We start from the raw sequence: 14,965 nt of genomic DNA, 5'->3' as shown, positions 1-14,965 counted from the left end.
ATACCCCGAGAGCTATTTAGTAGCTGATACTGCCCAGAATCGGACGTTCTGGCTTTCCATCAGTTCAGCGTATTGCCTAAGCTATTATCGTGCCACCTTTTGCAGGCCCTCTGCAGGTGAGTTTCAGGCCTACAGGGAGGGCATCGAGCGGGATGCTGTAAAGCCGTTCGACAAGTTTTCTATCCAGTGATTTGATGATCGGAACTAGAGAGCAGGTGGTGCTTGGCTTTGTGACTCACCGTGCTCGAAATCGAATTCTGGGGGCTGTAAAAATATCCGACATCCGCCGCGCGCCCTCAGGCCGGCGGATCCACCCGCCAACCAGTCGACGCATTCACCCGGAACCAGCCAGCAATCGAATAACGCTTGCGCTTTGCAGGCAACACTTCATGCCAGAAGCACTCGCTTTCAAACACCACCAGAGTGCCGGCCTGCGGGGTGACATCGATTAGCACCTGCTCGGGGTCGCCCGGGTCATACAGCCGCAGTTCCCCGCCGTCCGCGGGTTGCCAGTCCGGGTTTAGATAGAGCACGGTGGACAGCCGGCGGTTGCTGCGACCTTGGAAGGCATCAACATGCTTTTTATAGAAAGCGCCTTCCGGATAAAGCGCAAAGTGGGCCTCATAGTCGAACAGGCCGATAAACAGTTCCCGGTTGAGACGAGTCTGCAGCTCGGCCATCGGGTTCAGAAAATGCGTCTCGGCCGGTGCCGTGCCCTCCAGCCAGTGAATGCGATCCTGGCGCACAAAGCGATTGGTATGGAAATCCTGCCCGCGGCCGATGCCCGCACTGTGCAGTTCGTCTTCGGCCTGCAGCGCCTGGCAATGTTGCAGCAGGGTCAGTGTCTGATCCATTGGCAGAAAACCGGGACAGATTGCGAACCCCTGGGTGGCAATGGCATCCACAATGCGGGCAAACGGGTCTGCAGCAGGCGAGAGTGCATCTGGCTGCCCGATCGGGTCGGCGATAACATGGGCTGGCATCATTAAGAGGTGTCCTCGGTTGGCACCCGCGATTGTAGCGCCTTTTTGCGCGCCGTCACGACGCACCAGTGTAAGGAAAGTGTCGAAATCTGACTGGGGTTCCCGGGTTGGGTGCTCTATAATAGCTCGGCCTGCGTGATGTGGGCACCATTGCCCACTCGTGAAGAAAACCAATACAGAGTCCCACCCTGATGACCCAGACCCAGCTCAGCGTCAACCTGAACAAGATCGCCCTGATCCGCAATTCACGCGGGCATGGCTTTCCGGATATTCGGGAATTCGCGACACTGGCATTGGAACAGGGGGCCATCGGCGTGACCATTCATCCGCGACCTGATCAGCGGCATGCGCGCTATGAAGATATCGCGGATCTGCGCGTTCTGGTAAACAGCCACGCGGAGCGGGAACTCAATGTCGAAGGCTACCCCACGGATGAGCTGGTCGACCATGTGGTGGCCCAGTGCCCGCATCAGTTCACGCTGGTACCGGATGAGCCGAACCAGATCACCTCCGATCATGGCTGGGATTTGAAAACCCAAGCCGATCGGTTACGACCTGTGATCGAGCGCTGTCAGCAGGCCGGCGTGCGCACCAGCCTGTTTCTCGATCCGGATCCGGAGCAGGTGCGCCGCGCTGCTGACACCGGCACCGATCGCATCGAACTTTATACCGAAGATTACGCAGAAGCCTGGAAGCACGGCGACCACAAGGCGGTGCTGGCGCAGTACATGGAATGCGCTGAACTGGCGCGGGATCTGGGGTTGGTCGTCAATGCCGGCCATGATCTGGACCTGCAGAACCTGGCCGATTTTGTGTGTGCCCGCAATGTAGCAGAAGTGTCCATCGGCCACGCCCTGACCGTTGAAGCCCTGCGCTACGGCTTCGCCGAAACCGTGCGGCGGTATGTCGCCATTCTAGCTCGGTAACCCACCCTTGTAGGAGCGCACCCCGTGCGCGATGGGGCCGAAGGCCACCTTGAAGGCGCTGATTTATCTGCGCTCGGGGCCGCAAGCCCCTCATGCAATCGCCCAGGGGGCTGGGCTCCTACAGATGAGCCACCCTCTAAATCACAAAAAACGCCAACTGCTGAATAAACCGCCCCGGCAGCAGCGTAAACGCCCCCGCAATCAACAGCGCCCAGCACACCGTCACCATGTTGGCGATATGGGTCTTCAGATTGCCCTTGCGAATGGCCAGAATGCCCTGAGTCACTGAGAAGATGGTGATGGCCGACAGAATGTGAATCGGCCCAAGGCCCAGGGGCAACCCCATGGCCGCGCCGAAACCGTCGCGCAGCCAGAAGCTGGAGACCGCAATGAAGATCAGCATGGCCGACCAGATGCGCCCCATCCAGCGATGCACCTGAGTGCCTTTCGGTGCGATCAGCATCCAGGCGGTCAGCATACTGGCGATCAGCGCCACACCCGAATGCGCCAGCATGACGATGCCGCCGATCTGATTGAACGCGTAGACCATCATGATCTGCACCTGCCGCACCAGCAGAAAGGCCGACAGAATCGCCCCCGCCCAGAGAATGACCTTGAGCGCGGCATTCATTTCATAGGGCTGCGGACGGATTGCGGCGGCATTGGAACCTTCAGTGCTCATGATCGACTCTCCGGTTTGGGCTGAACATGAGCGCAGTATTGGGCCAAGTCAGATCAAGCAGAACAGCTTGAGACGAACGGCAGCCCCCGGCGACGAACGGTCATGACAGGCCGTGACCGGCCTGCTAGTGTCCCTTTTTGCCTTGGACTTGATAATCGGTGCCGTGCTGTTGTTTTAATCGCCCAGGGACTGGGCTCCTGCAGGCACCACCTCCGTAGGAGCGCACCCCGTGCGCGATTGGCGGCGAAGCCGCCCGATGAAGGGGCCTTTGGCCCCATGCATGACCAAGGGCCACAGCCTGCAGATGAGCCTCCGTTGTAGGCGCTGCCTTGGCTGCGCTCGGGGGCGAAGCCGCCTTTCAGGCTGTCGGAAAATTTGTCACTCTCCAGCTTTGGCTTTTGCGGCCTCCTGTCGACACTGAACCCTGAAGCAAGGACTGCCCGTTCAAAGCCGTACAGGCTATAGCGCCGCCCGATTGATCACCCGAAATCGGCATTATGGCCTGTTAATTGCTGCACCATTGGTGCTTGAACGAGCCTGCTGTCAGTGCACGGAGCGGTTTGCCCCAATGGGCTTCCGACACCGAGGTCTCTGGTCCCACAGATGCCTTGCAGGAGTGTCCATGTGCACGATACCTTCAGTCCCCCCGTGTCTTTCCCTTATTGGCCTGGTCTTGCTGGTTCTGCTGTCAGGTTGCAACAGTAGCAGCAGTGGTGACAGCAGCGGCGGAACCACCGGCCCCTCCCCGCAAGCCCTCATGACGGCACAGGCCTATCAGATGGTGCAAGCCACGGCACAAAACCTGGCGGTGGGAGGCGACGCTGAACTTGAAGACAGAACGCGTTCTTCCCTTGTCACCCCGCGACAACAGCTCCTTGACCGAGACATAACGACGGACTGCGACAGCGGCACCCAGCGCATGATCACTCAGGGCAGCAGCATGTCCGTCATCTATGAGGCCTGCCGGTTGATGGCGGGTGGCGTGCAGTATGACTGGAATGGTCAGTTCACCTCCAAGGCCCAGACTCCCACAGCGGGGTACAACAATACCGACCTTATGGAGTACAGTCAGTTGAAGTTTCGCCAGTCCATGGGCACCCGATACTATGAAATGCTCATGAATGGCGAGCAGACCGTCTCCTATACAGCCTGTGTTGCTCTGGCAGGCGATGCCGACATGACCATGAGTATCGATTACCAGTGCGCCAATAGCCAGGAGACCTTCGACTACGCCCATGTCGGCAACTTCGAGATCAACTACCACGCGCAGGGTTTCAGCTACCAGGCCAACGGCGAAGGCACCTACAGTGGTCATTCCGCTCTGAACGGACTTTTCAAGTATGAGACTTTGGAGCCACTTGAGTACTCTGGGGATGGCTCGGGTCGGCCCTACATGGGCACGTTGCTCATTACTCCACCCTCCGGTGGCGCTCTGACGTTGAAGTTCGAACAGGCCGGAGTGTACATCAACAACCAGTTTTACAGCTGGGACGACTTTCTGGCTCTGGGCGAGTCTCCCTTCGCGGATCCGATGACCTGCCTCAGCGGCAGTGCTGCTCCCGGTGGAAGCATGCCGGGCAATGACAACATCAGTTTCAGGGTGGATGGCCAGACTGTCTCGGGGCCGGCATCCGCGCTGTGGTCACCCGAATACAGTATCTTCACGATATCCATGAGCTCTGTATCCCCGCCTCAAGCGCGTACACTGACCCTCAGTTTGGGGGAGTTTGATGGCCCTGGTACTTATCCGGTAACCGCGAGTGGCAATATCTGGGTAATTTGGGTTGAGGTCAATGGATCGGACAGCAACACCTGGAGCCATACCCATGGCGGGTCGGGCAGCATCGTGGTCACAGAATTCACGAATCAGCGCATCAGCGGCCATTTTGACCTGAAAATGGGCCCCGCAACCGACAATGACGCGAACAGGATGATGGACAGAACCATCACCAACGGGCAGTTCTCGATCAGCGACTTCATCGTCAATACGCCCTGAGCGCGGCCAAGGCACGCGCCTACAAATGTGCCTCCGATGTAGGCGCTGGCTTGCCTGCGCTCGGCCACCGGAGGTGGCTCATACGCGGTTAACCTCCCAACTGAAATGATATAACATAACGCCACTTTCGATTTCCGGACCCTAACCCAATGCCCGCACGACCCCTGTCCCTGCTGCCTCGCGAGACCCTGCTGCTCGGCCTGCTGTTCTTCGTCTCCGGCGCGGCAGCACTGATCTATCAGGTGGTCTGGGTGCGGGAACTCGGCCTGCTGTTCGGCGCCACGGCTCAGGCGGCGGCGCTGGCCATTGCCATCTTCTTTGCCGGCATTGCCGCCGGTGGCTGGTTCTTTGCCCGGCTGGCGCGGCGCACCCGGGCACCACTGCGCTGGTTCGGGTTGCTGGAACTGGGTGTCGCGGTCACTGCACTCGGCCATTTTGTCGTGGTCGATGCCTATTTCCAGATCTACCCGGTGCTGTATCAGTGGGTTGGCGCCCAGCCCATACTGGAAACCCTGCTCAAGGCGCTGGTGGCCGCCACACTGCTGTTCCCGACCGCCTTTCTGATGGGCGGCACCCTGCCCATGATGGGGCAACACCTGATCCGCTCGCGCGATTCACTGGGCACCGGCGGTTCCGGCCTCTATGCCGTCAACACGGCTGGCGGTGCCACCGGTGCTCTGGCGGCTGGCTTTCTGCTGCCGCTGGTGTTTGGCTTCAACGGCACCTATCTGCTGGCCGTCGGGCTGGACTCGACGGTCGGTCTGCTGGCGCTGTTGCTGGCGCGTGGGCAGTCGCTGCCCTTGGATCACTCCGCACCGACACAGCCGGTGCGCGCCAGCCGCTTCCCGATGTCGGTGCGTGCCGTGGCGCTGCTGTCGGGTTTTGTCACCCTGGCCGTTGAAATCATCTGGACCCGGCTGTTCTCCCAGGTGCTGCAAAACTCCGTTTATACCTATGCGCTGGTGCTGACCACCTTTCTCGCCGCATTGGCGCTGGGCTCGCTGCTGGCCAATCTGCTCAACCGCCAGCGGTTGCTGGCGCCGCAGGCAGTGCTGATCGGCCTGCTGCTGGTCTCGGCGCTGATTCTGATTGTCATGCCGGCCGCCTTCATGGCATTGACCAATGGGCTGGGCTATCTCGGTCAGGACCGTGACTTTGCCGGCTATGTGCTGGAAGTGGCTCGCGTGGCCGCGCTCTCGATGCTGTTGCCGGGGATGATTCTGGGCGCCGTGTTGCCCTATCAGTTGCGCCTGCTGCAGTCTCATTCGTCCACCCCAGGCGAAGCGCTGGGTCGACTGATTGCCGACAACACGGCGGGGGCCATCGTGGGCTCGCTAATGGCCGGTTTTGTCATTCTGCCACTGCTCGGTGCCTGGCGCGGACTCTGGTGGCTGGCGGCCGTTTATCTGCTGCTGGCACTGGCGCTCTGGTGGGCCCAGCCCCGCTGGAGCCAGATTACGGCACGGCTGGCCGGTGTGGCGGGCGCGCTCGCGCTGCTGATGCTGACCCCCGGCTTCGGCAGCATCAATCTGCAGGAGTCGCGCGGTGATCAACTGCTGGCGCTGCATGAAGGCAGCTCGGCCCATGTGGCCGTGGTGGAGCGCAATGGCTCGCGCTCCATCCGCGTCAATAACTACTACACGCTGGGCAGTTCCGGGGCGCTGATTCCGGAGCGCAACCAGACCCTGATTCCGCTGCTGCAGCACCCGGAGCCCAAATCGCTGTTCTTCCTGGGCATGGGCACCGGCATTTCCGCTGGCGCCGGCCTGTACATGGACCCGGAGCGCGTCACCGTCTGCGAGATTCTGCCCGATGTGGTGCGGGTGGCCAAAGAGCACTTCCAGCCCTGGACCAACGGCCTGTTCACCGATGAGCGCGTTACTATTCATGCCGAAGACGGCCGCCATTGTCTGGCCCGCACCAGCGAAACCTATGACGCCATCCTGTCCGACTTGTTCACGCCCTGGAAGGCCGGCACCGGCAACGTCTACACCCGCGATCACTATGAACTGGCCGCCCGCCGCCTGAATCCGGGTGGCCTCTATGCGCAGTGGATACCGCTGTATCAGGTATCGCGCACTGAGCTGGACACCATCGCCAACACCATGGCCGAGGTGTTCCCGCAGTTGACGGTATGGCGTGGGGATCTCTTTGCCGAACGCTCGATCATCGCGCTGGTGGGGCACAAGGAACCGCAACCGCTGGACCCGCAGGTGCTGATCGATCAGATGCGCCGCCTGAACCCGGACCCGGACGTCTCCGACGACCAGCGACTGGCCACGGCGCTGCATCTGTATGCCGGCAATATCGGCAACGGGCTGGTGGCCAGTGCACTGGTGAACACCGACAACCAGCCGGTGATCGAGTATCAGGCCCCGCGTACCCATCGTGCGGTGATCAGCGGCACGGCGAGCTGGGTGACCGGCCCCGAGCGCGACCGCTTTTATGACGATCTGCTGCAACACACCCCGCCCGCCAGCGACCCCGTGTTGGCGAACCTGACCGACACGCAGCGCAGCCTGGTGCCAGCCGGCGCACTCATGACACAGTATCGCGGGCAGTTCGCGCGCAACGAAAACTCCGACGCCTTCATGACCCGCGCCCGCTACCGCGAACAGATACCACCCCCGCTGCGCGAACCCGCCACCCCCGCCGAGCAGCTGCAGGCTCCGTAGGAGAGCACCCCGTGCTCGATAACGATCGTCGGCACCACCCGCGCCGTTCGCCCGGGCACGAATCGCCCAGAGGGCTGGGCTCCTACGGTCACAGGCACCTTACGTTGTAGGAGCGCACCCCGTGCGCGATTGGCGGCGTCAGCCGCCCCCATGCGCGGCCAAGGCACGCGCCTACAAATGTGCCTCCGCTTCCGCTATCCTCCCCACGTACTTCAAGGAAACCCCATCCCCATGGCCAACACCGCCACCATCCGCAAGGCCCGCCTGCAGATTGCCGATATGGATCGGCAGTACTACCAGAGCCATGCGCTGACCCTGGCCCAGCATCCCTCGGAAACCGATGACCGTCTGGCCGTGCGCCTGCTGGCGTTTGTCTTAAATGCCTCGGAAGATCTCACCTTCAGCAGTGACCTGAGCAGTGACGAGTTCGAGCCGGAGGTGTCCGAACGCACCCTGACCGGCGACATCACCACCTGGATCGCCTTCGGTACACCGGATGAAAAATGGCTGCGCAAGGCCGCCAACCGCGCCGAAAAAGTCATCCTCTATACTTATGGTGACCGGTCCGTGAGCGTCTGGTGGAAGCAGCAGGAAAACGCCCTGCAGCGCTACCGCAACCTCAGCGTCCATCAACTGATGGATGAACAGATCGCCGCCGTCGCCGCGCAGGTGGAGCGCACCATGGACTGGCAGTGCAATATCAGCGATGGCGAACTGATGCTGACCGGTGGCGAGGCGACCGTCACGGTGACGCCGGTCACGCTCAAGACCTGAAAACCGAACAGCCGGAGGAGGGCAGGGGATGATCACCGAGCAGGACAGACAGCACCTGAAACGCTGCGTTGAACTCGCCGAAGCCGGCCTGAACGCCGGTGACGAACCCTTCGGCTCGGTGCTGGTGTCAGCCGATGGCAAAGTGCTGTTCGAAGACCACAACCACGTCTCCGGCGGTGACGGCACCCGCCATCCCGAATTCGAGATCGCCCGCTGGGCCGCCGAACACCTGACACCGGAAGAGCGACAACACGCCACCGTCTACACCTCAGGCGAACACTGCCCCATGTGCGCCGCCGCCCACGCCTGGGTCGGCCTCGGACGCATCGTCTACGCCAGCTCGTCCGAACAACTCGCCGCCTGGCTCAGCGCCATGAACGTCGCCTCACCACCCGTCAAAACCCTGCCCATCCAGGCCGTCGCCCCAGGCGTGCAGGCCGAAGGCCCCGTCCCCGACCTGGCCGAGCAGGTGCATCAACTGCACCGACGGCGGCATGGGGTGGCTTGAAGCCCGGCCGCGCAACCCGCCGCGGCCGCAGCCAGCGCCCAACAGACGGCGGCAGGCCGCCCATTGCCAGCACCACGCCAACGCCCGCCAGCGCCATGCCGCCCAGTTCCACCAGGCCTGGCCAGTCACCAAACATCAGCCCGGCCCAGACCAGCGTCACCGGCGGTGTCAGATAGATCAATGTTGAGGTGCGCGTCACGCCAATGCGCCGCAGGCTGGCCACAAAGAAGCCATAACCCCCAAAGCTCGACAGCAGAATCAGCCAGCCCATGGCGATCAGATCAACTCGAGCAAAATGCGGAGCCGCCAAACCGCCCGGGTCCAGCAAGAGCGCGGCCAGCATGAACACCGCAGTTGCCGCCAGCAGTTGCATCATCAGCGCCGCCGGAATCGGCAGAGCCGTTGACCAGCGAGCGGACAGCACGCTGCCCGTGGTCACCGACAGCACGGAAAACACCGGCAGCGCATAGGCCCACAGCGGCACCGTGCCGTTGCTGACTTGCAGGTCTCCCAGTACACACAAGGACACACCAACAGTGGCGATCGCCATGCCCCACCAGCCGCGCCGTGACAGATGCTCGTTGAGCCAGCGCCCGGCCACAGCCGCCGCCACCAGTGGTTGCAACGCGGCGATCAACGCCGTCAGGCCGGCGCTCACCCCCAGCTCCAGGGCCAGCAAGACGCCCAGCAGAAAACCGCCCATGGTAAAGAAACCCACCACCATCTCGCGCCACAGGTGCAGGCGGGGCAGCGGCTTGCGCACCAGAAAATACACCAGCGCCGCCATCACCACCGTGGCCGCCAGAAACCGCCACGCAAAAAGCGACAACACCGGCAAAGTAGCCTGGGTGGCCAGCACGCCACCGACAAAACCCGAGCTCCAGCAGAGCACAAACCCGACCCCGACCAGAGCCGTCCATGCGCTGACTGTTTGTGCCTGAGTGAGTTGCATAAGTGTTCCTGCAGCGGTTCGTGAATAATCAGTGGGGTTGATTCTCCGCCGCAAGAAGCATTAAATAAATCGAGTTATATTCCAATGAACGTTAAATATGATTAAACACACAGCCCCCGCCCTGGACCTGCAACTGCTGCGCACCTTTCAGTCGGTGGCGCAACTCGGGTCACTGGCCGCCGCAGCCGAACAACAGCACCGGACTCTCGGTGCCATCAGTCTGCAGATCAAGCGTCTGGAAGAGCGGCTTTCAACCCGTCTGCTGGAGCGTGGCCCCAGGGGTGTGAAACTCACCGCGTCCGGGGAATCCCTGTTGCAGGCCTCGCGTGAACTGCTGCGCCAGCACGATACCCTTATGGATCGCTTTATCGGCCGCGGGCTGGCCGGGCGGGTGCGGCTGGGCGTGCCTGAAGACTATGCCAGCGACCTGATGACCGGCATCCTGCCGCTGTTTCTGGAGCGCCACCCGGGCGTGCAACTGGAGGTGGTCACCGGCACCAGCGGGCACCTGGCGCGGGAGATCGAAAAGGGCCGGCTAACACTCTCTGTGCTGCTGGACCGCCCGCACCCGCTGCCCGGCGGTGTGCCTCTGTGGCAAACCACCCCCGTCTGGGCCGCGGCGCGCATCAGTTCGCTTGAAGATCGGGAGAGCCTGCCGCTGGCGCTGCATGAAACCGACTGCCCCTACCGGCAACTGGCCATCGAAGCGCTGGAAGAAGCCGACATGAACTGGCATGTGGTGTTCACCAGCACCAGCATCAACGCCATTGAAGATGCCGTCGCCGCCGGCCTTGCCATCGGCGTGATCGACCAGGAACGCCTCAAGCCCACCATGCGCGAACTGACCGAAGAAGACGGCCTGCCACCCCTTAAACCCGGTCAGGCCAGACTGCACCGCGCCGCCCGCATCGAACCCGCCGCCCGCGACGCCGCAGACGCCCTCGCCAACCTGCTGACAGAACAGTTGACCGACAGAGGCCCATGGCGGCATGCGGGGTAACTGATCACCTCTGAGAACTGTCAGGAATAGCTGGTACTGCGCATATCATCCAGATTACCGTCCCATTTGATCTTGCCGCGTAGCTTCCGGATGTCCTGTTGCCGGTTCATTTTTATCAGCAGCTTCAACCCTTCTTCGACCGCTTCACTTTTGGTCTCGCATCCTGAGACCTCAAGGGCTTCGCTCATCAATCGATCGTCAATGGCAATTCTGGTTTTCATGTTGGCACCGTTGTCTATCGAGGCGTCTTGGTTCAGACAGATTAGTAGTGAGTTGAAGGTGTGGCAATTCACTTACCCCAAAGATAGTAACGCTTTACGTTAATAACGCTTTGCATTATTATTAAGCCATGATTATATCGTTCAAGTGTAAGGACACAGAGAAGTTGGCAAATGGTCGACGTGTCAGGCGCTTCGTCAACTTCGAACGCGTTGCCTTGAGGAAAATTCGGCAACTACAAGTTGCGAGTACGCTGGATGACCTGAAAGTGCCGCCCGGCAACAGGTTGGAGCCTTTGTCTGGTGATCGCCAAGGCGAGCACAGTATTCGAATCAACAAGCAGTTCCGCATTTGCTTTCGCTGGACAGATGCTGGTGCGAAAGAGGTCGAAATCGTTGACTATCACTAGGAGGCAACTCATGCGCAATATTGACCCCGTTACACCGGGCGAGCTGCTGAAAGAAGAATTTCTTGAGCCGATGGGTATTTCCCAGTATCGCCTCGCCAAAGAGATTGGCGTGCCAGCTCAGAGAATCGGCCAGATAGTGGCCGGAAAGCGCGCCATCACAGCAGATACAGATCTGCGGTTCTGCCGCTTTTTCGGTCTGGCCAATGGCTATTGGCTGCGGGCACAGGCGGCCTACGACACCGAGGTGGCTGAAGAAGCCCTTGATGACGAATTGAAGACTATTCGTCCGTGGCGCTCGGTATCAGATGTTGAGCACAGGGCGTAGGCCGCAAGAATCAGTCAGCAAGGTGAGGACACTATCTCGATGCCCGCCATCTCCGATCTGGACCAACTCCTGCGCTCCCTGAGCCCCCGGCTTTTCGAGCCCGAGTTCGTCTTCTGCACCGTGCCCGGGCAACTGGCTGACTACCTGTCCCTCAACCCCGTCGCCACCTTCCTGGAGCCCGAAGGCCTGACCCTGGTGCTCGAGAAATCCGCCGCGCTTCAGGCCGGGCTGGCCTTCGACAGCACCTTCCGCCAGATCACCCTGCAGGTGCACTCCAGCCTCGAAGCGGTCGGGCTTACTGCCGCGGTGGCCACCCAACTGACCAAGGCCGGCATCAGCGCCAATGTCATCGCCGCCTATCATCATGACCATGTGTTTGTGCCCGACGACAAGGCAGACGCCGCACTAGCCGCTTTGCAGCAACTGAGCGCCTGACCGCGCAGGAAAGCGTCACCCGCCACAGGCCGAGCACCGTCAGGCACCATAGTGGTGTGTCGCATGGCATGCTACATTCAACTCAAATCCAAATCTGATCAGGGAGCCCGAACATGCTGTGGACCGTCTATCTGTCCGGAGAGATACACACCGACTGGCGCGAACAGATCCAGAACGCTGCCATGGAGGCCAACCTGCCGGTGGAGTTCCTCTCACCCAATACCCACCATGAATCCAGCGATGCCGCTGGCGACGTGCTGGGCAAACCGGACGACAACTACTAGCGCGACCATCAATCCGCCAAGGTCAACGCCATCAGAACCCAGACCTTCATCGAGCAATGCGACATCGCCATCATCCGCTTCGGCGACAAGTACAAGCAGTGGAACGCCGCCTTCGATGCCGGCTACTGCGCCGCACTTGGAACGCCCTACATCACCCTGCACGACGAAGACATCGTGCACCCGCTGAAAGAAGTGGATGCCGCCGCTATGGCTTGGGCCAAGACACCGGCGCAGGTGGTGGAGGTTTTGAAGTATGTGATGAAGGCATAGTGCCCAAGGCACTGCCACGTATTAACGCAACTGTTATCCAGGGACGCAGATGAAACCAGCAAAACTCATTGACCCGATAGATGAGGATATCGCCGAGCTCGAAGCCGTTCATCAGCATGTCGTGGCAACAGACAAGCGCCTGGCCAGGCAAGTGAAGGCTGACCTGCTAAAGCTCAAGGCGGGCCATTCGGCAGAGAAAAGCGCTGCTCACCTGCTCGACAAGCATCATGCTGATTCAAAGACAGCAATCGTTCTGCACGATTTGCGTCTCGAGGTGGACGGCGATGTGGCGCAGATTGATCACTTGCGCATCAATCGGTTTGGCTATGTTTGTCTCTACGAGACCAAGAGCTTCAATACCGGCCTGAAAATAGACAAAGACGGCACCTTCTGGCGTTGGGACAAATACCAAAAACAACATGTGGAAATTCCGTCGCCGCTGTTGCAGTCCAAGCGCCATGAAACGACTCTGGGCAAGGTGCTTAACATGATCAACTACAATGCTCTGGAATTTGTGCACTTCGTGCTGGTGGATTACAAGGCCAGCCTGGAAAAGCCCAAGAGCAAGGAGTTTGATCTGGTCTGCCGGCCTGATCGGCTGGAAGAAGCGGAGAAGAAGAAAACCGACAGACTGACCACCAAGGATTTCATCATTACCACCAAGGCTATCGGGCGCCTCTTTTCACCTGAAGGCGTCTATTCCGAGGAAGATCTCAAAAAGTTCGGTCGAAAGCTGGCCAGACTTCACAAACCACTAAAGCGCGATCATTGGGCGAGATACGGTCTGACGCGCCCGGAAGTTGTGAAGCCCACACCCACCCCAGTCAGATCGGATCGAGCAGATGATGCGGCCAATCCAAACGACAACGGCGAAGAACTGCTGTCCTCACACAAGGTAGCGAAGCAATTCGGAATGTCGACGCAGGAATTCCTCGAAAGAGCGGAAGCGGCCGGCCTGGTGGAAAAGAGTGACGACGTCTATGTTGCGACTGATCAAGGTCTGCAACTGGGTGCGGAGAACCGGGTTTTCAGAAAGAAACCTTATGTGGCCTGGTCTGTGTCTTTGATCAACAGGCTTCGGCCAGAGAAGGGTAAGTATTAGTAGAAGCTACAAGCAAAAATTTTGATCCATGAGAAAAGTATTCCACCCCTTAGAAATAGTTAGGGTTTAAACGGTATGGCCTAGATCTGGAGTTGATCTAAAAAGCTACATGCAGAAGGGCCCTACAGTATTCAGAGTATGGTTTGGTAGAGGCACGCTAGTGCGGTGCTCGATGAAGGTACCTTTCCTACTTAAGAAGCCTTTTCAGATTTATAGTTGGAGCTTGAAACGATGCTTCCCAACTGAGTTACGTACTGACGCGGCAACTAAACATTTTTACGGCGGAAATTGCCTTGAAGATGGACAAACACTAAGTACAGTGTCGAGTGGTCTTTTAACAACTAGGCTACATTACTTAAACCTCTCTCAAACAGAATTGATCTAAGCAATTTTTGAGGGTATGTTATTAGTTAGCAGGCATGGCTAACAAGCAATTGGAAAAGATTATGAAAAATGCTTCGAAACTATATGATGCGAGAATTAATGCTCATAATATATTAGTTGAGTTTACAATACAAGAATATGAAGGGTTGGTGAAAGACGTTGTTGAAAAAAATGAATTTCAAAGAAAACGAGTTCGTTCTTCAAAATCTGTATATGCATTGCTTAGGGAGGACCTAATAAAGCAGTGTGTGATCCCTCCTGTAGTATTGGCTTTGACGCATAAAATTAAATATCAAGAAGATGATGTGGACGACTTCAAAGATAAGCTTAGTCAAGCAAAAGATCATTTGGTGATTTTGGATGGGCTGCAGAGAACGCATACTATACTTGATTTGCTGTCTGATCTTAGAGCTAAAAAAGATGAAGCAACACTAAAGGCTGTCTTAGAATCAAAGATGAGAGTTGAAATATATGTCGGATTAAATCGGTTGGGAATACTGTATAGAATGCTGACCCTTAATACCGGCCAGACTCCAATGTCACTGCGCCAACAAATTGAAATGTTATACTTGGACTATATGACAATGAATGTTGATGGTGTGGAACTGGTTAGAGAGTCTGACGCTAAAAACGCTTCAAGGCAGAATCAATACAATTTTAAGGATATTGTTGAAGGGTTTAACGCGTATTTGGACAGAGATGAGCTGCCGATCGACAAGGCAGATATATTGGAAAACATCAATAGCCTTGAAAAGCTTTCTAAAGAAAATCAAGAGACAGAGCTTTTTGAAAGATACTTAGAGTCTCTCAACAGGTTGGTGTTAAGGTTCTACGAGCAATGCGGGCCAGTTGAGGTTTCTGAGGAGTACATAAAGGAAAAAGGTGCTCCATTCGGTAAAAATATACTCCAGGTTTTAAAAAGGCCTCAGTGCATCTCGGGTTATGGTGCAGCGATTGGTAAGTTGTTAGATTTCGAAGCTCTTGATCGACTAGTGTCCCGAGTGGTTAATTCGTATATTTTTGCTTATCAAGGTTCATCCT

Annotated in this window: 16 protein-coding genes and 1 pseudogene; 13 read left to right on the top strand and 4 right to left on the bottom strand. The window is 58.3% G+C overall.

Annotated elements, in window-relative coordinates; all coding sequences use genetic code 11:
* On the top strand, positions 1-190 hold a 190-nt coding region (locus tag LAT62_RS12830; protein WP_293384510.1), incomplete at its 5' end, for a hypothetical protein.
* 106 nt (positions 191-296) lie between these two features.
* Here the strand turns inward: LAT62_RS12830 and LAT62_RS12825 are convergent.
* Positions 297-986 (bottom strand): 2OG-Fe(II) oxygenase, encoded by a 690-nt coding sequence (locus LAT62_RS12825; RefSeq protein WP_293384507.1) that lies wholly within the window; start codon positions 984-986, stop codon positions 297-299.
* Positions 987-1,174: 188 nt separating this feature from the next.
* On the opposite strand from LAT62_RS12825, the gene LAT62_RS12820 reads away from it, so the two are divergent.
* Positions 1,175-1,909 carry a pyridoxine 5'-phosphate synthase gene (locus LAT62_RS12820; RefSeq protein WP_293384504.1) on the top strand — a complete coding sequence of 245 codons (735 nt, stop codon included), beginning with the start codon at positions 1,175-1,177 and terminating at the stop codon, positions 1,907-1,909.
* 136 nt (positions 1,910-2,045) lie between these two features.
* Here LAT62_RS12820 and LAT62_RS12815 read toward each other — a convergent pair whose 3' ends face one another.
* A complete protein-coding gene (locus tag LAT62_RS12815; RefSeq protein WP_293384501.1) occupies positions 2,046-2,591 on the bottom strand; it encodes a DUF2306 domain-containing protein in 546 nt (181 codons plus the stop codon).
* 757 nt (positions 2,592-3,348) lie between these two features.
* Between LAT62_RS12815 and LAT62_RS12810 the strand changes: the two genes are divergently transcribed.
* The 4 genes from LAT62_RS12810 (at position 3,349) to LAT62_RS12795 (ending at position 8,544) form a co-directional block, all read left to right on the top strand.
* The gene (locus LAT62_RS12810; RefSeq protein ID WP_293384499.1) at positions 3,349-4,587 is read left to right on the top strand and encodes a hypothetical protein; all 1,239 of its coding nucleotides are present in this window, start codon (positions 3,349-3,351) and stop codon (positions 4,585-4,587) included.
* Between the two features lie 149 nt (positions 4,588-4,736).
* On the top strand, positions 4,737-7,262 hold the full coding sequence (locus LAT62_RS12805; protein WP_293384496.1) for a spermidine synthase: 2,526 nt from the start codon (positions 4,737-4,739) through the stop codon (positions 7,260-7,262).
* Between the two features lie 231 nt (positions 7,263-7,493).
* Positions 7,494-8,036 (top strand): YaeQ family protein, encoded by a 543-nt coding sequence (locus LAT62_RS12800; protein WP_293384493.1) that lies wholly within the window; start codon positions 7,494-7,496, stop codon positions 8,034-8,036.
* Between the two features lie 28 nt (positions 8,037-8,064).
* Entirely contained in the window at positions 8,065-8,544 is a 480-nt protein-coding gene (locus tag LAT62_RS12795; protein WP_293384490.1) for a nucleoside deaminase, read from the top strand.
* Here LAT62_RS12795 and LAT62_RS12790 read toward each other — a convergent pair.
* Entirely contained in the window at positions 8,432-9,496 is a 1,065-nt protein-coding gene (locus tag LAT62_RS12790) for a DMT family transporter (RefSeq protein WP_293384487.1), read from the bottom strand. The two genes, LAT62_RS12795 and LAT62_RS12790, sit on opposite strands and share 113 nt — an antisense overlap.
* Positions 9,497-9,593: 97 nt before the next feature.
* On the opposite strand from LAT62_RS12790, the gene LAT62_RS12785 reads away from it, so the two are divergent.
* Positions 9,594-10,496, top strand: a complete 903-nt coding sequence (locus LAT62_RS12785) for a LysR substrate-binding domain-containing protein (protein ID WP_293384484.1) — start codon at positions 9,594-9,596, stop codon at positions 10,494-10,496.
* A gap of 20 nt (positions 10,497-10,516) precedes the next feature.
* Here the strand turns inward: LAT62_RS12785 and LAT62_RS12780 are convergent, their stop codons facing one another.
* Positions 10,517-10,717, bottom strand: coding sequence for a type II toxin-antitoxin system VapB family antitoxin (locus tag LAT62_RS12780; protein WP_293384481.1), 201 nt, complete (start codon positions 10,715-10,717; stop codon positions 10,517-10,519).
* Between the two features lie 128 nt (positions 10,718-10,845).
* Between LAT62_RS12780 and LAT62_RS12775 the strand changes: the two genes are divergently transcribed.
* The 6 genes and pseudogenes from LAT62_RS12775 to LAT62_RS12750 form a co-directional block, all read left to right on the top strand.
* Entirely contained in the window at positions 10,846-11,124 is a 279-nt protein-coding gene (locus LAT62_RS12775) for a type II toxin-antitoxin system RelE/ParE family toxin (RefSeq protein WP_293384478.1), read from the top strand.
* A 10-nt stretch (positions 11,125-11,134) separates the two neighbouring features.
* Entirely contained in the window at positions 11,135-11,449 is a 315-nt protein-coding gene (locus tag LAT62_RS12770) for a HigA family addiction module antitoxin (RefSeq protein ID WP_293384475.1), read from the top strand.
* Positions 11,450-11,488: 39 nt separating this feature from the next.
* On the top strand, positions 11,489-11,884 hold the full coding sequence (locus tag LAT62_RS12765) for an ACT domain-containing protein (protein WP_293384472.1): 396 nt from the start codon (positions 11,489-11,491) through the stop codon (positions 11,882-11,884).
* Positions 11,885-11,997: 113 nt separating this feature from the next.
* A pseudogene (locus LAT62_RS12760) lies at positions 11,998-12,438 on the top strand (YtoQ family protein).
* 49 nt (positions 12,439-12,487) lie between these two features.
* The gene (locus tag LAT62_RS12755; protein ID WP_293384469.1) at positions 12,488-13,540 is read left to right on the top strand and encodes a nuclease-related domain-containing protein; all 1,053 of its coding nucleotides are present in this window, start codon (positions 12,488-12,490) and stop codon (positions 13,538-13,540) included.
* 446 nt (positions 13,541-13,986) lie between these two features.
* Positions 13,987-14,965: hypothetical protein (locus tag LAT62_RS12750; protein WP_293384466.1), on the top strand; the 979-nt coding region annotated here is incomplete at its 3' end.

It is taken from the genome of Natronospirillum sp., assembly GCF_022565775.1.
Taxonomy (GTDB): domain Bacteria; phylum Pseudomonadota; class Gammaproteobacteria; order Pseudomonadales; family Natronospirillaceae; genus Natronospirillum.
The sequence above is the reverse complement of the archived record's forward strand: the minus strand, read 5'-3'. Positions and strand labels throughout refer to the sequence as shown.